Here is an 18,155-nt window from a genome sequence, read left to right as displayed (position 1 = left end):
GCGCAGGACCCGCCGGGCAGCGCTCCTGCAAGGCCGTGAATTCATTTCGGATACAGCGGTGGCAGCCCGGCGTCTGCCGAGCTGTCTTGTATGGGCTCTACCGTCGGCAGGCTGCGGATCGCCCGCCACAACTCTTCACCGAGCCAGAACGGCCCGGCTTCGCTGTACAGCGCCCCGTTCAGACCGTCCAGCGCATCGGACAGCGGCACAAAGCGCGCGGCCATGTCGGCCAGGGTTTCGGGCTGTTGACGGGCCCAGGCGTCGAGCGCCTGGCGGGTACTTTGCGGGTCGTTGGCCAGGCAGGCACGCCTGAGGTCATCGAGCACCGTGCGCGGGCTGGGACCGGTCTGCGCGGCGCGCGCCACCGCCGGCAGGCCGCGGGCCCGCCACCAGAGCCACAGGCCCAGCAGGGTTGTGCAGGCGAAAAACAGCGTGCTCAGTTGCCAGATCCATAGCCATGGCGACAGCCCGTGCTCACCGGATACCGGGGTGTCGACTGCCAGCCCCGGGTTGACGCTGACCTGCAAGGTACGCGCCGGCAGGCTGGTGTGTTCGATATGGTCTTCGCGGGTGTTCCACCAGGTGACTTCCACTGCCGGCAGTTCCAGGCTGGCGGCCCGGCCCGGTACCAGCGCTTCGCTTTCTTTGCGGCTGCCAGTCAGGCCACGCTCACCTGGCTGATTGGTCAGTTGTGGCTGGTCCGGATAGCGGCGTACGCCTGGCAAGTCGGGGATCTGCAGGGGCGGCAATTGCGAAGCCGACAGGCCCTCGACCTTGAGGGTCAAGGTCCGGGTCAGTGAATCCCCGGCCTGGACGGTGGTGGTGTCCGGGTTCCAGCTTTCTTCGAGATTCACGCTGCTGGCCGGCAGCCATGGCTTATCGGCCGGCCACAACTCCGGGCGCGCCTTGACCTTGAGGCTGATTTCCGCCGAGCTGACCTGCAGGGCCTTGCCCGGTTGCGGCCCATAGGGGTTAGGCGCCTGTTGCTGGCCGGGGCTGGCCGCCGAGGGGCTCTGGGCCTGGGTGGCGCTGAACACCAGCGCCGGAATCTTCAGCAGCCCGCTTTGTTGCGGATAGATGGCGTAGCGGGTCTCGATCACCCCGTGGCGGATACCGTTGATGAGTTTCTCGTAGGTTCGTGAGTCACCGAGTTTCTCGATACGGGCTTCGGGCAGTTGCAGCGGGCTCAGGCTGCTGTCGTCGAACAGTGACACCGAGTGATAGATACGCAGGGTCAGCACCGCCTGGGCCTGTACATAGACGCTGTCCTGGTCGAGGCTGGCCTCGATGAACACCGGTGCCAGCTCGCTGCCCGGTTCTTGGGCATCGCCGGGCAATACCTGCAGCAAGACCGGTTGGGTGCGTGATTGGCCCAGTTGCACCGGTGGTATCTCGACGCTGCCGGTGTGGCGTGGCAACAGGGTGATCAGCCAGCGGGTATTGGCCTGGCTGTTGCCGTCCAGGGTGGTCAGGCTGTTGACCTGGCGGGTGTCACGCACTTCGAAGGCTTCGTCCAGCACGCTCAGGTCAGGTTTGCCGAACTGGGTGACGTCGTTGGTTTCCAGGGTCAGCTCGACCGTCTCACCGGCGACCAGCCGGGTGCGGTCGACCTGCGCGGTGAGTTCGGCGGCCTGGCTACACAGTGCGGTCATCCACAGCAGAAGGCCGGACAACAAAAGGGGGGCGCGGCTCATCGGCTGGTTTCCTGATGTTGCTGCTCATAACGGAATTTGCGTCGCAGCAGTTCGCCCGGATCATCGGGGATCTGCCGGAGCCAGTGCTCCAGCGACTGGCGCCGCTCGCCATCGAACGGCTCGTCGGGCAGGGCCACGGGCGGGCGAGTGGTGTTGTCGGCTTCGTCGATGGCATCGCTTGAGTTCATGTTACTCGCGTCGCGGGTCTGGCTCGGTGGCTCGTCTTGTTCGCTGTGCTGGGCCTGGCTTTGTTGCTGGCTGGTGTCAGCCTGCTGAGCGCTGTCAGCCGCTTCGTCCGGTGACGCCTGTTCTTCGCTTGGCGGCTGCTGCGGCTCGTCGGTTGCAGCGGGTTGCAGTTGATCCAGAGCCTGTTGGACAAGGCTCAGGTTGAACTGTGCGGCAGGAAAGTCAGGCTGGCGCTCCAGCGCCTGCTCATAGGCATCCAGCGCCGCTTCCAGCTCACCGCTCATGGCCAGGGCATTACCACGATTGTAGTGGTCGGCGGGCGTATCACCGCCGGCAAATTGTTGCGCCGCAGCGGCGTAGTCGCCGGCTGCGTAGAGCGCCGTGCCTTTCCAGCGCGGGTCAGTGAAGCGTTGCGCTGCTTCGCCAGGGCGCTTTTTTTGCATCAGCCGCTGACCCTGTTGATCGGCGCGCAACCACAAGTCCTGGAATTCAAACGCCATGGCGTTGTGCGGCAGCACACACAGCAGGGCCAGCACGAACAGCCAGCCCCGGCGTGCCGCGCAGGCGGCCAGCAGTAGCAGTGGCAGGAGCAGCCAATAGCCTTGGTCAGCGCGGCTGTCCAGGCGCAGAACGCGGCCATCGCGATTGATTTGCTGCGGGCTGTCGAGCAGACCCAGGCTGCGCAGATCGTCAAGGCCAGGACGCGCCTGACGGTAGTTGCCCCCGACCTGTGCTGCGAAATCAGCGAGCCCCTGACTGTCGAGCCGGGCGACCATGATCGCGCCGTGTTCATCGCGTAACAGACCGCCATTCTCCTGGGTCACCGGTACGCCATCATTGCTGCCCAGGCCAAGGATGCTCAGCGACGGGCTCTGGTTGCCCAGCCGCTGGCGGATGCCCTGACGTTCCTGTTCATTGAGTGCAGAGGTCATCAGCAGCACCCGGCCCTGGCCCAGGTCGGCTTGGCGCAGCAGCTCCAGAGCCTTGCCCAGCGCCAGGTCGGCGCGCTGCCCGGCGGCCGGCATGATCGACGGCTTGATGGCGTCGATCAGGTTGTAGCTGGTGGCCAGGTCGTCAGACAGTGGCACCAGCGTGTGGGCGCTGCCGGCGTACACGACGACCGCGGTCTGGGTATCGCTGCGCGCCTGCAACAGGTCGCGCAGTTTTCGCCGGGCCTGCTCCAGACGGCTGGGCGGGGTGTCGGTGGCGAGCATCTGCGGGGTGAGCTCAAGCACCACCACCAATGGATCAACCGGCTTCTGACCATGTTGTTCGATGCGTTGCCAACTGGGACCGATCAGGGCCAGTACGGCAAGCAGCCAGGCCAGACCCAGCACCACCCAGGGTTGTTTGCTGCCCCGGCCGTTACCGCCGTTGAGCAGTGCTGCGTGAAACGCGGGCGGTATCAGCAGCTGCCAGCGCCCGGCGCGTTTCTGGCGGTGCCAGAGCTTGTACAGCAACCAGACCAGCAAGGGGATGACCAGCAGCCACAGCGGGCGCAGCCAGTAAGGCCAGAATGCGCTCATTTGCGGGCTCCGGTCTTTTTAAGGCGCTGGCGCAGGGCGTTCAGTCGCTCGACTGCGGCCTGGCGCAGGCGCTCCAGTGCGTTGTCAGGCCAGAGCTCGACAATCACCCATAGCACACTGAGCAGCAGCGCCAGCGCCAGTGGCCAGGAATAGAGCGGCAGGGCCGGGCGGGCCTGGGTCGGTTGCTGGGCGACCGGCTCCAGAGCATCGAGGATGCTGCGGATGTTCTCCAGTTGGTCGCCGTCGCGGGCACGGAAATACTCGCCGCCGCTGAGCTCGGCGATACGCTTGAGTGTCGGCTCGTCGAGGTCCAGGCTCGGGTTGAGGCCCAAAAGGCTCTGGATGCCGGTGCTGTCCGGGTCCGCACCGATGCCGATCGGGTAGATCTTCACCCCCTCATCGGCCGCCAGTCGGGCAGCGGTCACCGGGTCGATCTGCCCGCCATTGTTGGCGCCATCAGTGACCAGAATCAGTACCCGGCTTTCGGCCGGCCGTTGGCGCAGGCGTTTCAAGGCCAGGCCAATGGCATCACCGATGGCGGTGTTCTTGCCGGCAATGCCGATCCGCGCTTCGTCCAGCCAGACCCGCACGGTTCGCCGGTCGAAGGTCAGGGGGGCCTGCACATAAGCCTGGCTGCCAAACAGGATCAGGCCGACCCGGTCGCCTTCACGGTGTTCAAGAAAGTCGCCGAGCATCTGCTGCACCAGGGCCAGACGGCTGAGCTCTTCACCCTGCCATTGCATGTCGGGGTAGTCCATGGAGCCAGAGACATCCACCGCGACCAGCAGGTCCCGGCCGCTGGCGGCAATCGGCAAGGGCTCGCCGAGCCATTGCGGGCGGGCACTGGCCAGCAACAGCAACAGCCAGATCACCAGCAACGGGCCGCGTTGCCGCCAGGCGGGCAGGTTGGCTCTGGCGCGGCGGCCTTTGAGGCCTTCGAGTTCACTGATGAAGCTGACCTTGAGCGCCGCCTCGCCGTTGTCGGCCACCGGCAGCAGCCAGCGCATCAGCCAAGGCAGCGGCAGCAGGGCGAAGATCCACGGCCAGGCGAACTCAAACATGTTTGCGGATCCAGGTTTCGACCGACTGGGTCAGGCCGTTGATCGCTTTATCGTCCAGTTTGCATTCGGGTTTGTAGGCGCCTTCGACCAACACCATCCAGCGCGTCAGGCCTGCGGCCGGGCAACGGTTGTCGAGAAACGCCAGCCATTTACGGCCATTGAGGGTGTGGCTCTGGCTGTACGGATAGTGGTTGCGACACAGGCGTTTGAGCAAACCGTTGATTTGCTGCAGCCAGGCACCGGCCGGCGCACCGTCATAGGGCTTGGCCAGGCTGGCCAGTTCTGCGAGTGCCGCCACCCGTACCGGGTCCAGCGGTTGCTCGGCGCGTGGCAACGGGTTACGCGCCCGCAGCAGCCGGTAGGATCGCCATAATCCCCAGCCGGCCAAGGGCAACAGGGCGATCAGCAGCCACCAGCCCGGCGCGGGCGGCCACAGCCCCGGCGGCGCAGGTGCGATCAATGGCTGTAGCTGGTCCAGTAGGCTCATGGCTGCTTCACCGGGCGCTGGGCCTTGAGGAACTCACGCAACTGCTCGACCAGTTCGATCTGGGTACTCAAGGGCATCAGCAACACCCGCAGCTTTTGCGCCAGACGTTCCCAGCGTGCGCAGCGGGCTTCGCCCAGCGCCCGGTAGTTTTTGCGCAGTTCGACATTCAAGGTATCGAGCTCGAGCTCGGCGCCTCGTTCGGCAAAGCGCAGCAGGCCGGCGGCGGGCAGGGCGCGGTCCAGCGGGTCGGAGAGCGGCAGCAGGAGCAGGTCGCAATGTCGTGACAACAGACTCAGCTGCTGCTCGGCCGCATCGCTGAGCGCGCGCTCGTCACACAGCACGATCACCAGGCTGCCGGGGCGTAGCACTTCGCGGGCGCGGCGCAATGCGGTACCGAAGGCATCGCGATCGGCGGCGATTTCGGTGTGCAGCGACTGGTTGACCCGCACCAGCCGATTGAGCAGTTGCAGCAGGCTCTGCTTGCTGCGTCGCGGTTTGATTTCGTAGTGTTCCCGGTCACCGAACACCAGGCCGCCCACCCGGTCGTTGTGTTCCAGGGCGGCCCAGCCGATCAAGGCGGCCGCTTGCGCCGCCAGCACCGATTTGAAGGTCAGCCCTGAGCCGAAGAACAGCCGGCGGCTTTGCTCGACCATGATGAAAATCGGCCGTTCACGCTCTTCGTGAAACAGCTTGGTATGTGGTTCCTGGGTGCGGGCGGTGACTCGCCAGTCGATGTTGCGCACATCGTCGCCGGCCTGGTAGACCCGCACCTGATCGAAGTCCACGCCGCGCCCGCGCAGCTTCGAGTGGTGCAGGCCGATCAGCGGGCTGCGCCGGTTTGGCGTGGAGAACAGCTGCACCTCACGAACGCGATGGCGCATCTCGATCAGTTCGCGCAGGCTGACCCGGATGCCCGGTTGAGAAATCAGGTCTGCTGGCATGGCGTCAGGCGACGGCGACGACGTCGAGGATGCGCTGGGTCACCCGGTCCTGATCGATACCGGCCGCTTCGGCTTCGAACGACAGGATGATGCGGTGACGCAACACGTCAAACAGCACCGCCTGGATGTCTTCGGGGCTGACAAAGTCGCGCCCGGCCAGCCACGCGTGCGCCCGTGCGCAGCGGTCCAGGGCAATCGAGCCGCGCGGGCTGGCGCCGTAGCCGATCCACTCGGCCAGTTCCGGGTCGAACTTGGCGGGCGTGCGGGTGGCCATTACCAATTGCACCAGGTACTCCTCCACGGCATCGGCCATGTACAAGCCGAGGATTTCCTTGCGTGCGGCAAAGATCGCTTGCTGGCTGACCCGCCGCTCCGGCTTGGTTTCACCGTTCAAGGCCTCGCCGCGTGCCTGCTGGAGAATCTTGCGTTCTACGGCGGCGTCCGGGAAGCCGATCTTGACGTGCATCAGAAAACGGTCGAGCTGGGCCTCAGGCAGCGGGTAAGTGCCTTCCTGCTCGATAGGGTTCTGGGTGGCCATGACCAGAAACAGCGGCGACAGGTCGTAGGTGCTGCGCCCGACACTGACTTGACGCTCAGCCATGGCTTCGAGCAGGGCTGACTGGACCTTGGCCGGGGCGCGGTTGATTTCGTCGGCCAACACCAGGTTATGGAAGATCGGCCCCTGCTGGAACACGAAGCTGCCGGTTTCAGGGCGGTAGATTTCGGTGCCGGTGATGTCCGCCGGCAGCAGGTCAGGGGTGAACTGGATACGATGAAACTGGGCTTCGACCCCTTCGGCCAGTTCTTTGATGGCCTTGGTCTTGGCCAGCCCCGGCGCACCCTCGACCAGCATGTGGCCATCGGCGAGCAGAGCGATCAGCAGCCGGTCGACCAGCTTTTCCTGACCGAGGATCTGGGTTGAAAGAAAGCTGCGCAGCGCAATCAGCGCTTCACGATGTTCCATCGATGATGGTTCCTGGCAAGGTGGTACCGCTGTGCAATGGCGGCCCCGAGTGTCGCGAGTCAGGCCATGCAAGTAGTCCGGTGAACCGGATACCGGGAGTCGGCCTGCAAAACAGAACCCTGGGCTGGGGGCGCTACTTTAATCTATCCGGACCCCTGACGACTAATGGCGGCGGGTATTTTTCGGCGGCTACCGCCTCAACTGGTTTGCAGTCGATAGAAACTGGCCGCGTTGTTCCATAGCACGCGCTGGGCTGCCGAGTCGCCGAGGGTCTCGAAGAGCATTTCAAGGTCGCGCAGCAGGGCGTCCGGTGTTGCGTTGATCAACGGCAGGCCGGTGCCGAGCATCAGCGCGCTGGGGTTGGCTGCATGGATGTCCTTGAGCATCCCGACGGAGGTGGCATTGAAGCCGCTCATGCCGCAGATCTTGACGTGCGCGCCCTGTTCGGCAAGGCGCAGCAGGGTCGGCAGACCGTTGCGGCTCAGTACCCGGTGGTCCAGGCACAGCGCTGGCAGCTGCGACAGGCAGTCTTCAAGGTCGGCCAGTTCGCGGGCGTCCACCGCCAGCTCGACATGCCAGCCCACATGGCGGTGTACCCGCCGCCCCATCGCCAGGATCTGCTCCTGCAATAGCGGCTCGCCGGTTTTAAGCGCCAGGCGCAGGCCGCGTACCCCGAAGCCGTTCAAGGTGTCGAGTTCGGCGTCGGCGACCGTGGCTGGCAGGCGGGTGACCCCGACGTAGCCAGGACCCAGCCAGCGCAGCGCGTCAAGCAGGTGGCCCTGGTGAAAGCCTTGGGCGGTGCTGGAAATTACCGCACCACCGGTAAACCCCAGTGGCGCGACACTGGCCTGGTAGTCGGCGACGGTGAAGGGGCCGGGCACCGGCCGGTTACAGACCTTGAGCGAATAGCGCGGGTTGAAAATATGGCAATGAGCGTCGAAACGTGGCGTGGTCATGGCGGCCTCCTGGGCGATGGCGCATGACTTTACCCGCTCAGCTCAGCTGATCTGGCTGACATATGTACCGACATTGTTGCTCAGAATAATGCGCAGGGTCTGGTCGATTTCGGCCAGGTCACTGACCTGACTGTCGTAGTGGATTTCATAGTGCCCATGGCCTTCAAGGCGCGCCGCATCGGCTGGCTCAAGCTCGATCAGCAGTCGAGCGGTTTCAAGGGTGATCTTCAGGCTGCTGACTTCCAGGCTTTTATCGTCGCCTATGCGGATCTCGACCTGATCCTCATCCGGGAAGCGGCCCAGCGAAAACAGATCGCCATTATCGCCGTGGCAGCAGAGCATGGCCATGTCGTCGTATTCGTCGTCGCAGGGATTGGCAATGAGGCAGAGGGTGTTGATCAGCATGTGAGATTCCTGGTCCGGGCTACTGGCGGGGCGCAATTGTGCCAGCACCTGATGAACTTTGCTGGTGCGGCGGGTTGGCGCCGGTCGGGTGGTTATCGTACCTGTTGGTCGATGACCGAATATGTCGCAGCCCTGTAAGCCGTTGCCGCGCTGCTGTCGTTAAGCTGGAAAAAGGCGATGAACGGTTGTGTGCTGGCGTGTTGCCGGTTCGTGGCTTTTTCTGACGTACTTCCGGAAATGGGCAACCGATTGTGTCGTTGCCCGAGGTTGTGTCTATTTCGCTCTACACTCGATCCTGTCGACGACCGGATCACGACAAGCTGCTCAGCCCTCTAAAAAAGCCAAAGCGGAGTATCATCGATGGCGTTCTTCACCGCAGCCAGCAAGGCCGACTTCCAGCATCAACTGCAAGCGGCCCTGGCGCAGCACATCAGCGATCAGGCCTTGCCACAAGTGGCCCTGTTCGCCGAGCAATTTTTCGGCATCATTTCTCTGGATGAACTGACTCAGCGCCGCCTGTCCGATCTGGCCGGTTGTACGCTGTCGGCCTGGCGACTGCTGGAACGCTTCGAACACGATACTCCGCAAGTACGCGTCTACAACCCTGACTACGAGCGCCATGGCTGGCAGTCGACCCATACCGTGGTCGAAGTGCTGCATCACGACCTGCCGTTCCTGGTCGACTCGGTACGCACCGAGCTCAATCGCCGCAGCTACAGCATCCATACCTTGCAGACCACTGTTCTGAGCGTACGCCGTGGTCCCCAGGGCGAACTGCTCGAACTGCTGCCCAAAGGCACCAGCGGCGAGGGCGTGCTGCAAGAGTCGCTGATGTACCTGGAAATCGACCGCTGCTCCAATGCCAGCGAGTTGAGTGCCCTGGCCCGTGAGCTGGAACAGGTGCTGGGCGAGGTGCGGGTGGCGGTTGAAGACTTCGAGCCGATGAAGGCCCGGGTCAACGATGTACTGGCGGCCATTGATGCCAGCCAATATGCCATCGACCCCGAGGAGAAAGCCGAGGTCAAGGTGTTCCTGCAGTGGCTGGTGGACAACCACTTCACTTTCCTGGGCTATGAAGAGTTCACGGTGCGCAGTGAAGCCGATGGCGGTCACATCGAATACGACCCCTCGTCCCTGCTGGGCCTGACCCGTTTGCTGCGTGCCGGGCTCAGTGACGAGGACCTGCATATCGAAGACTATGCGGTGAAATACCTGCAGGAGCCGACCCTGCTGTCGTTCGCCAAGGCCGCGCTGCCCAGCCGGGTGCACCGTCCGGCTTACCCGGACTACGTGTCGATCCGCCTGATCGATGCCTCGGGCAGCGTGGTCAAGGAATGCCGTTTCATGGGCCTGTACACCTCGTCGGTGTATGGCGAGAACGTGCATCGTATTCCTTACATTCGCCGCAAGGTCGCGGAAGTCGAGCGTCGCTCCGGCTTCGACGCCAAGGCGCACCTGGGCAAGGAGCTGGCCCAGGTCATCGAAGTGTTGCCGCGTGACGACCTGTTCCAGACCCCGGTGGACGAACTGTTCGGCACCGTGATGTCGATCGTCCAGATCCAGGAGCGCAACAAGATTCGGGTGTTCCTGCGCAAGGACCCGTACGGGCGTTTCTGCTACTGCCTGGCCTACGTGCCGCGTGACGTGTATTCCACCGAGGTGCGGCAGAAGATCCAGCAAGTGCTCATGGAGCGCTTGAAGGCCAGCGATTGCGAGTTCTGGACGTTCTTCTCCGAGTCGGTCCTGGCCCGCGTGCAACTGATCCTGCGGGTTGACCCGAAAGTCACGCTGGATATCGACCCGGTCCAACTGGAAAACGAAGTCATCCAGGCCTGTCGCTCGTGGAAAGACGATTATGCCAGCCTGGTCATCGAGAGCTTCGGCGAGGCCCACGGCACCAACGTTCTGGAAGACTTCCCGAAAGGCTTCCCCGCCGGCTATCGCGAGCGCTTTGCCGCGCATTCGGCAGTGGTCGACATGCAGCATGTGCTGAGCCTGTCGCAAGACAATCCGCTGGTGATGAGTTTCTATCAGCCACTGGCCGGGCGTCGTCAGCAATTGCATTGCAAGCTGTACCACGCCGATACCCCGCTGGCGCTGTCCGATGTCCTGCCGATCCTGGAGAACCTCGGCCTGCGGGTGCTGGGCGAGTTCCCTTATCGTTTGCAGCATGTCGATGGCCGTGAATTCTGGATTCATGACTTCGCGTTCACTTACGCTGAAGGTCTGGACCTGGATATCCAGCAGCTTAACGACGTGTTGCAGGATGCCTTCGTGCATATCGTGCGCGGCGACGCCGAGAACGATGCGTTCAACCGCCTGGTGCTGACGGCCGGCCTGCCATGGCGCGATGTGGCGCTGCTGCGGGCCTATGCCCGCTACCTGAAACAGATCCGCCTGGGCTTCGACCTGGGTTATATCGCCAGCACCCTGAACAACCACACCGATATCGCCCGTGAACTGACCCGGTTGTTCAAGACCCGCTTCTACCTGGCGCGCAAGCTGGGCTCGGACGATCTGGACGACAAGCAACTGCGCCTGGAGCAGGCGATTCTCACCGCGCTCGATGATGTTCAGGTCCTCAACGAAGACCGGATCCTGCGTCGTTACCTGGACCTGATCAAGGCCACGCTGCGTACCAACTTCTACCAGACCGACGCCAATGGTCAGAACAAGGGCTACTTCAGCTTCAAGTTCAACCCGCGCCTGATCCCCGAGCTGCCCAAGCCGGTGCCGAAGTTTGAGATCTTCGTTTACTCGCCGCGTGTCGAAGGTGTGCATCTGCGCTTCGGCAACGTGGCGCGTGGCGGCCTGCGCTGGTCGGACCGCGAAGAAGACTTCCGCACTGAAGTGCTGGGCCTGGTAAAAGCCCAGCAGGTGAAGAACTCGGTGATCGTGCCGGTCGGGGCCAAGGGCGGCTTCGTACCGCGTCGGCTGCCGACTTCCGGTGGTCGTGATGAAGTCCAGGCCGAGGCGATTGCCTGCTACCGGATTTTCATTTCCGGCCTGCTGGACATCACCGACAACCTCAAGGAAGGTGTGCTGGTGCCGCCGACCAATGTGGTGCGTCACGATGATGACGATCCGTACCTGGTGGTGGCGGCCGACAAGGGCACCGCGACGTTCTCCGACATCGCCAACGGCATCGCCATCGACTACGGCTTCTGGCTCGGTGACGCTTTCGCGTCGGGTGGTTCGGCAGGTTACGACCACAAGAAAATGGGCATCACCGCCAAGGGTGCCTGGGTGGGTGTCCAGCGCCACTTCCGTGAGCGTGACATCAACGTCCAGCAAGACAGCATCACCGTGATCGGCATCGGTGACATGGCTGGCGACGTGTTCGGCAACGGCTTGCTGATGTCTGACAAACTCAAGCTGGTCGCGGCCTTCAACCACCTGCATATCTTCATCGACCCCAATCCGGAGCCGGCCAGCAGCTTCGCCGAGCGTCAGCGGTTGTTCGACCTGCCGCGTTCGGCGTGGACCGATTACGATGCCAGCCTGATCTCTGCCGGTGGCGGCATCTTCCCGCGCAGCGCCAAGAGCATTGCGATCTCCGAGCAGATGAAAGAACGCTTCGATATCAAGGCTGACAAGCTGACGCCGACCGAGCTGATGCACGCTTTGCTCAAGGCGCCGGTCGACCTGCTGTGGAACGGCGGCATCGGCACCTACGTCAAATCCAGTGAAGAAAGCCACGCCGATGTTGGCGACAAGGCCAACGATGCGCTGCGGGTCAATGGTGATGAGCTGCGCTGCAAGGTGGTGGGCGAGGGTGGCAACCTGGGCATGACCCAGCTCGGCCGGGTCGAGTTCGGCCTGCATGGCGGCGCCACCAACACCGACTTCATCGATAACGCCGGTGGTGTGGACTGTTCCGACCACGAAGTGAACATCAAGATCCTGATCAACGAAGTGGTCCAGGCCGGCGACATGACCCAGAAGCAGCGCAACCAGCTGCTCGAAAGCATGACCGACGAAGTGGGTCATCTGGTGTTGGGCAACAACTACAAGCAGACCCAGGCACTGTCGCTGGCGGCGCGTCGGGCTTACGACCGGATTGCCGAATACAAGCGCCTGATGAACGATCTCGAAGCGCGCGGCAAGCTGGACCGGGTCATTGAGTTCCTGCCATCCGAAGAGCAGATCGCCGAACGGGTTGCCAGTGGTCATGGCCTGACCCGTGCCGAGCTGTCGGTGCTGATCTCCTACAGCAAGATCGACCTCAAGGAAGCGCTGCTTGAGTCCCGTGTGCCCGATGATGACTACCTGGCCCGGGATATGGAAACTGCGTTCCCGTCGTCGCTGGGTGCTGATTACTCGGCAGCGATGCGCGGCCACCGGCTCAAGCGCGAGATCGTCAGCACCCAGATCGCCAACGATCTGGTCAACCACATGGGCATCACCTTCGTACAGCGTCTGAAGGAGTCCACCGGCATGAGCGCGGCGGCGGTCGCCGGTGCCTATGTCATCGTGCGTGACATCTTCCACCTGCCGCACTGGTTCCGGCAGATCGAGGCGCTGGACTACAAGGTTCCGGCCGAGATCCAGCTGACCCTGATGGATGAACTGATGCGTCTGGGGCGTCGTGCCACGCGCTGGTTCCTGCGCAGCCGTCGCAATGAACTGGATGCCGGTCGTGACGTTGCGCACTTCGGTCCGCACATCGCGGCCCTGGGCCTGAAGCTCGACGAGCTGCTCGAAGGTCGCACCCGTTCGGTCTGGCAGGAACGCTACGAGGCTTACGTCGAGTCAGGCGTACCTGAGCTGCTGGCGCGGATGGTGGCAGGTACTACCCACCTGTATACCCTGCTGCCGATCATCGAAGCCTCTGACGTGACCGGCCACAACGCCGCTGACGTCGCCAAGACCTTCTTCGCCGTGGGCAGCGCCCTGGAAATCACCTGGTACTTGCAGCAAATCAGCAACCTGCCAGTGGAAAACAACTGGCAGGCACTGGCTCGCGAAGCGTTCCGTGATGATATCGACTGGCAGCAACGGGCGATCACTATCTCGGTTCTGCAGATGCAGGAGGCGCCGGAGGATATCGAAGAACGCCTGGCGTTGTGGCTGGAACAGCACGCGGCAATGGTCGAGCGCTGGCGCGCCATGCTGGTCGAACTGCGTGCCGCCAGCGGCACCGACTACGCCATGTACGCGGTTGCCAACCGCGAGCTGCTGGACCTGGCCCTGAGCGGGCAGGGCAGTACGGTTTGATGAGTTGATGTGATGAAAAAAACGCCTCGTGAGAGGCGTTTTTTTTGGCTGCCAGCTGCAAGCTGCAAGCGGAAAGCGAAATTTGCTATGCCCGTTACTTTTGCTCTTCGAATCGAGATGGCACAGACGACGCCAATCGCGACTTGGGTGCCGGACGGAGGGAAGTTCGCCCGCAGGGCGAAACCTGCAGCTCAGCCACCGCGATGAAGGATTTTCCAGGGGTCTAAAAACCAATTCGCGGCTAAAGCCGCTCATACTGAGTTACGCGGTCGTCCGCAATAAAAGAGCATAAAAAAACCCCGCACAAGGCGGGGTTTCTTTTTAACGCAGGTTTACACCATCAAGCCTGAACAACCGGAATGTTGGCGCTTGCCGCCGCTTCACGGAACTCGGCGATCTGGTCGAAGCTCAGGTAGCGGTAAACGTCGGCAGACATGCTGTCGATGTCTTTCGCGTAGGTCATGTACTCCTCGACGGTCGGCAGCTTGCCGAGAATCGAAGCGACCGCAGCCAGTTCGGCCGAGGACAGATACACGTTGGTCGCATCGCCCAGACGGTTCGGGAAGTTACGGGTCGAGGTGGAAACCACGGTCGAGCCGGTCTGTACCCGTGCCTGGTTACCCATGCACAGCGAGCAGCCTGGCATTTCCATGCGTGCACCGGCCTTGCCGTAGATGCCGTAGTAGCCTTCTTCGGTCAGTTGGTGAGCGTCCATCTTGGTCGGCGGCGACAGCCACAGACGGGTAGGAATGCCACCCTTGACCTTCTCGAGCAGCTTGCCGGCAGCGCGGAAGTGGCCGATGTTGGTCATGCACGAACCGATGAACACTTCGTCGATCTTCTCGCCCTGTACCGAAGACAGCAGGCGGGCATCGTCCGGGTCGTTCGGCGCGCAGAGGACAGGCTCTTTGACGTCGGCCAGGTCGATTTCGATGATCTCGGCGTACTCGGCGTCCGGGTCAGCCGCCAGCAGCACAGGATTGGCAATCCACGCTTCCATCGCCTGGGCACGGCGCTCCAGGGTACGTGGGTCACCGTAGCCTTCGCTGATCATCCAGCGCAGCAGGGTGACGTTGGATTGCAGGTATTCGGCGATCGGCTTCTCAGGCAGCTTGATCGAGCAACCGGCAGCCGAACGTTCGGCCGAGGCGTCGGACAGTTCGAATGCCTGCTCGACAGTCAGCTCGTCCAGGCCTTCGATTTCGAGGATGCGGCCGGAGAAGATGTTCTTCTTGCCTTTCTTCTCGACGGTCAGCAGGCCCTTCTGGATCGCGTAGTAAGGGATGGCGTGTACCAGGTCACGCAGGGTGATGCCCGGTTGCAGTTTGCCCTTGAAGCGCACCAGAACCGACTCAGGCATGTCCAGCGGCATGACGCCGGTGGCAGCGGCGAAGGCGACCAGGCCGGAACCGGCCGGGAACGAGATGCCGATCGGGAAGCGGGTGTGCGAGTCACCGCCGGTGCCGACGGTGTCAGGCAGCAGCATGCGGTTCAGCCAGCTGTGGATGATGCCGTCGCCAGGACGCAGGGACACGCCGCCACGGGTGCGGATGAAATCCGGCAGGGTGTGGTGGGTGGTGACGTCGATCGGCTTCGGATAAGCCGCGGTGTGGCAGAACGACTGCATGACCAGGTCGGCGGAGAAGCCCAGGCACGCCAGGTCTTTGAGCTCGTCGCGGGTCATCGGGCCAGTGGTGTCCTGGGAACCGACGGTGGTCATCTTCGGTTCGCAGTAGGTGCCAGGACGTACGCCTTTGCCTTCTGGCAGACCACAGGCCTTGCCGACCATTTTCTGCGCCAGGGTGAAGCCCTTGCCAGTGTCGACCGGCGCTTCCGGCAGCTTGAACAGGTCGGTTGGACCCAGGCCCAGTTCGGCGCGGGCTTTTTCGGTCAGGCCACGGCCAACGATCAGCGGAATACGACCACCGGCGCGGACTTCGTCCAGCAGCACAGGGGTTTTCAGTTCGAAGGTGGTCACCAGCTCGTCGCTGCCGTGACGGCGCACTTCACCTTTGTATGGGTAAACGTCGATGACGTCGCCCATGGCCAGGTCGGTGCAATCGAATTCGATTGGCAGAGCGCCGGCGTCTTCCATGGTGTTGTAGAAGATCGGAGCGATCTTGGTGCCGAAGCAGAAACCGCCAGCGCGCTTGTTCGGCACGTAAGGGATGTCGTCACCGAAGAACCACAGCACCGAGTTGGTTGCCGACTTACGCGACGAACCGGTACCGACCACGTCACCGACGTAGGCGACAGGGAAGCCTTTGGCTTTGACTTCTTCGATCTGCTTGAGTGGGCCGATGGCGCCTTGTTGCTCAGGCTCGATGCCGTCACGGGCCATTTTCAGCATGGCCAGGGCGTGCAGAGGGATGTCAGGGCGTGACCAGGCGTCCGGGGCAGGGGACAGGTCGTCGGTGTTGGTTTCGCCCGGAACCTTGAACACCGCCAGGCTGTACTTCTCGGCGATGGCAGGCTTGTTGGTGAACCACTCACCGGCCGCCCAGGACTCAAGAACGGCCTTGGCGTGGGCGTTGCCAGCCTTGGCTTTCTCGGATACGTCGTGGAAGGCGTCGAACATCAGCAGGGTGAACTTGAGCTGCTCGGCAGCCACTGCGCCCAGTTCGGCATCATCCAGCAGGTCGACCAGGGTGGCAATGTTGTAGCCGCCCTGCATGGTGCCCAGCAGTTCGGTGGCACGCTTGCGGTCGATCAGTGGGGAACTGGTTTCGCCCTTGACGATGGCAGACAGGAAACCGGCTTTGACGTAGGCCGCTTCGTCAACGCCTGGTGGAACGCGGTTGGTGAGCAGGTCAACGAGGACTTCTTCTTCGCCAGCCGGGGGATTCTTCAGCAGCTCGACCAGGCCTGCGGTTTGTTCGGCGTTAAGCGGCTGAGGCACGATGCCTTGGGCGGCACGCTCTTCGATGTGTTTACGGTAGGCTTCAAGCACAGTATTACCCTCATCAGTGGTCCCATCTTGGGGTGTCCGGGACGCTCATCCAGAAATCATCCGCACCCTGCGCGCCGATGCTTTTTGAGCACTTTGGCCAAGGGTAACGGCAATTCCTTACGAAGCTGTTTTCAAAGTTTTACGCCTGCAGACCGGCTGGGTGGGGCGGTCGGGCGGCCATTCGTGATGAGGGAATGGCCAGACGACACCGGGCTGCGGGAAAACTTGACTGTGCTCGTGACGCTTTGAAAACAGCTTCCGACGGACATTGCGCCTTTAAAAGGCACGGTGATTCTACGGCAAAACTTCGCCCAGTGTAAGTTAGGCCCTACATCTTGAGGGGTGACCCCTGTTAGACAAAGGGCTAACATGGCCGCTCGTTCCACCAGTCGTTGCCCGTCATGCCCGATCAGATCATCAAGACGCCCTGCGTCGGCCTTTGCTCCACCGTGTTCGGTGACCGGGTATGCCGGGGCTGCAAGCGCTTTCATCACGAGATCGTCAATTGGAACAGCTACGGCGAAGCCGAGAAGCGCGCCGTATGGCTGCGTCTTGAGCAGTTGCTGGTCCAGGTCATGACCGCCAAGCTCGAAGTCTTCGATGCTGACAAGCTGCGCTGGCAACTGACCCAGCGCAAGATCCGCTTTGTTGCCAATCAGTCCGAATACTGTTGGGCCTATCAACTGATTGCCCGCGGTGCACGGGTCATCACCAATGTCGAGGCCTACGGTTTCGTGCTGTTGCCGGAGTTCCGCTGCTGGACCCTGCCTGACCTGCGCGATGCCATCGACCGCGAGTTCTTTCTGTTGTCCGATGCTCATTACGAGCGCTACATCGCCCCGTCTTTTCTGCGCGACGCGCTCGGCGCCTGATTATTCTGATGCTCTCAGGTCTGGACCAGCAACGCCTCCAGATGCTCGACGATGGCTTCGGTCTTGAGCACCAGCACATCACTTTCCAGCGCATCGAGTACCACCTCGGCGGTGTTACCGATCAATGCGCCGGCAATGCCGGTGCGGGCCACGGTGCCGATCACCGTCACGGCGGCGCCGAGCCGATGCGCCAGATGCGGAATCTGCACATCGGCAGGGCCTTCGGTAATGTGCAGCCGTTCGTCGGCAATGTCGAAGCGCTGCTCAAAGTCGACGCATTGTTCGCGGTAGCGCGCTTGCAGGCTGCCGTCGCCCTGATTGGCCGGGTCGGCTGCTGACAAGGATGGCGCCGGGTATGAGCTGATGACGTGCAGCTCGCCTTTAGCCAGGCTGGCGATGGCGTAACCGTGGTCGACAATCGACTCGTGCAGGGCTTTGTGTGGCTCGTCTGCGTTGCCGACATCCACGGCGGCCAGCACCACCGCGCCGCTCCAGGGGCGCTCACTCTTGACCATCAGCACCGGGCTTGGGCAATAACGCAGCAGTTTCCAGTCATCGGGGGTGAGCAGGGCCTTTTTCAGCGGGTTGTCGGGCCAGTGGCGTTTGATCACCAGTCCGCAGCCTTCAGCCTGTTGCGCCTTGATGATGGTCTTGTAGGTCGACCCTTGCCAGTCCTGCTGGGCGCTGGCGGTGAACCCTTCGGCGTGCAGGTCGCGCATCAGCTCGTTGAGCTGCTGGGTATGCGGGTGCTTGCTGTCGCAGATCAGCACGTGCAGATGAGCCTGGGTGACCCCGGAAATCTGGCGGGCACGGTTGAGTGCCAGGTTATCGGGACGCCCGGGGTCGATCACCACCAGAATGCTACGGATCGATTGCATGAGGTTTTGCTCCTCACT

The 18,155-nt window shown here is 62.7% G+C and carries 12 protein-coding genes; 2 read left to right on the top strand and 10 right to left on the bottom strand.

The window, feature by feature from the left end; genetic code table 11:
• Positions 1–41: 41 nt before the first annotated feature.
• The 8 genes from PSCI_RS27740 to PSCI_RS27705 form a co-directional block, all read right to left on the bottom strand.
• Entirely contained in the window at positions 42–1,694 is a 1,653-nt protein-coding gene (locus PSCI_RS27740; protein ID WP_045493436.1) for a BatD family protein, read from the bottom strand.
• Positions 1,691–3,406, bottom strand: coding sequence for a VWA domain-containing protein (locus PSCI_RS27735; RefSeq protein WP_045493434.1), 1,716 nt, complete (start codon positions 3,404–3,406; stop codon positions 1,691–1,693). The genes PSCI_RS27740 and PSCI_RS27735 overlap by 4 nt, the downstream gene beginning before the upstream one ends.
• Entirely contained in the window at positions 3,403–4,467 is a 1,065-nt protein-coding gene (locus tag PSCI_RS27730) for a vWA domain-containing protein (RefSeq protein WP_045493431.1), read from the bottom strand. Before PSCI_RS27730 ends, PSCI_RS27735 begins: the two co-directional genes overlap by 4 nt.
• On the bottom strand, positions 4,460–4,954 hold the full coding sequence (locus tag PSCI_RS27725; protein ID WP_045493428.1) for a DUF4381 domain-containing protein: 495 nt from the start codon (positions 4,952–4,954) through the stop codon (positions 4,460–4,462). The genes PSCI_RS27730 and PSCI_RS27725 overlap by 8 nt, the downstream gene beginning before the upstream one ends.
• Positions 4,951–5,895, bottom strand: coding sequence for a DUF58 domain-containing protein (locus PSCI_RS27720; protein ID WP_045493425.1), 945 nt, complete (start codon positions 5,893–5,895; stop codon positions 4,951–4,953). The genes PSCI_RS27725 and PSCI_RS27720 overlap by 4 nt, the downstream gene beginning before the upstream one ends.
• A 4-nt stretch (positions 5,896–5,899) precedes the next feature.
• Positions 5,900–6,859: an AAA family ATPase gene (locus PSCI_RS27715; protein ID WP_045493422.1), complete on the bottom strand. Its 960-nt coding sequence runs from the start codon at positions 6,857–6,859 to the stop codon at positions 5,900–5,902.
• A 197-nt stretch (positions 6,860–7,056) separates the two neighbouring features.
• Positions 7,057–7,815: an amidohydrolase family protein gene (locus PSCI_RS27710; RefSeq protein ID WP_045493419.1), complete on the bottom strand. Its 759-nt coding sequence runs from the start codon at positions 7,813–7,815 to the stop codon at positions 7,057–7,059.
• Between the two features lie 42 nt (positions 7,816–7,857).
• Entirely contained in the window at positions 7,858–8,220 is a 363-nt protein-coding gene (locus PSCI_RS27705) for a hypothetical protein (protein ID WP_045493416.1), read from the bottom strand.
• A 360-nt stretch (positions 8,221–8,580) separates the two neighbouring features.
• Between PSCI_RS27705 and PSCI_RS27700 the strand changes: the two genes are divergently transcribed.
• Complete coding sequence (locus PSCI_RS27700) at positions 8,581–13,437, top strand: NAD-glutamate dehydrogenase (protein WP_045493413.1); 4,857 nt, start codon at positions 8,581–8,583, stop codon at positions 13,435–13,437.
• A 340-nt stretch (positions 13,438–13,777) separates the two neighbouring features.
• Here the strand turns inward: PSCI_RS27700 and acnB are convergent, their stop codons facing one another.
• A complete protein-coding gene (gene acnB / locus PSCI_RS27695) occupies positions 13,778–16,387 on the bottom strand; it encodes a bifunctional aconitate hydratase 2/2-methylisocitrate dehydratase (RefSeq protein ID WP_045493410.1) in 2,610 nt (869 codons plus the stop codon).
• Positions 16,388–16,788: 401 nt separating this feature from the next.
• Here acnB and PSCI_RS27690 point away from each other — a divergent pair, with 401 nt between their 5' ends.
• Positions 16,789–17,259, top strand: a complete 471-nt coding sequence (locus PSCI_RS27690; RefSeq protein WP_045493407.1) for a DUF1289 domain-containing protein — start codon at positions 16,789–16,791, stop codon at positions 17,257–17,259.
• A gap of 14 nt (positions 17,260–17,273) precedes the next feature.
• Here the strand turns inward: PSCI_RS27690 and PSCI_RS27685 are convergent, their stop codons facing one another.
• Positions 17,274–18,137: a universal stress protein gene (locus tag PSCI_RS27685; RefSeq protein ID WP_045493404.1), complete on the bottom strand. Its 864-nt coding sequence runs from the start codon at positions 18,135–18,137 to the stop codon at positions 17,274–17,276.
• Positions 18,138–18,155 lie beyond the last annotated feature (18 nt).

The organism is Pseudomonas sp. StFLB209, assembly GCF_000829415.1.
Classification (GTDB): Bacteria; Pseudomonadota; Gammaproteobacteria; order Pseudomonadales; family Pseudomonadaceae; genus Aquipseudomonas.
The sequence above is the reverse complement of the archived record's forward strand: the minus strand, read 5'-3'. Positions and strand labels throughout refer to the sequence as shown.

Excerpts from the sequence above, each read along its gene's own strand:
- PSCI_RS27720 (WP_045493425.1), bottom strand. The coding sequence starts at position 5,895 with ATGCCAGCAGACCTGATTTCTCAACCGGGCATCCGGGTCAGCCTGCGC.
- PSCI_RS27710 (WP_045493419.1), bottom strand. The coding sequence starts at position 7,815 with ATGACCACGCCACGTTTCGACGCTCATTGCCATATTTTCAACCCGCGC.
- PSCI_RS27725 (WP_045493428.1), bottom strand. The coding sequence starts at position 4,954 with ATGAGCCTACTGGACCAGCTACAGCCATTGATCGCACCTGCGCCGCCG.
- PSCI_RS27705 (WP_045493416.1), bottom strand. The coding sequence starts at position 8,220 with ATGCTGATCAACACCCTCTGCCTCATTGCCAATCCCTGCGACGACGAA.
- PSCI_RS27685 (WP_045493404.1), bottom strand. The coding sequence starts at position 18,137 with ATGCAATCGATCCGTAGCATTCTGGTGGTGATCGACCCCGGGCGTCCC.
- PSCI_RS27700 (WP_045493413.1), top strand. The coding sequence starts at position 8,581 with ATGGCGTTCTTCACCGCAGCCAGCAAGGCCGACTTCCAGCATCAACTG.
- PSCI_RS27740 (WP_045493436.1), bottom strand. The coding sequence starts at position 1,694 with ATGAGCCGCGCCCCCCTTTTGTTGTCCGGCCTTCTGCTGTGGATGACC.
- PSCI_RS27730 (WP_045493431.1), bottom strand. The coding sequence starts at position 4,467 with ATGTTTGAGTTCGCCTGGCCGTGGATCTTCGCCCTGCTGCCGCTGCCT.
- PSCI_RS27715 (WP_045493422.1), bottom strand. The coding sequence starts at position 6,859 with ATGGAACATCGTGAAGCGCTGATTGCGCTGCGCAGCTTTCTTTCAACC.
- PSCI_RS27735 (WP_045493434.1), bottom strand. The coding sequence starts at position 3,406 with ATGAGCGCATTCTGGCCTTACTGGCTGCGCCCGCTGTGGCTGCTGGTC.
- PSCI_RS27690 (WP_045493407.1), top strand. The coding sequence starts at position 16,789 with ATGCCCGATCAGATCATCAAGACGCCCTGCGTCGGCCTTTGCTCCACC.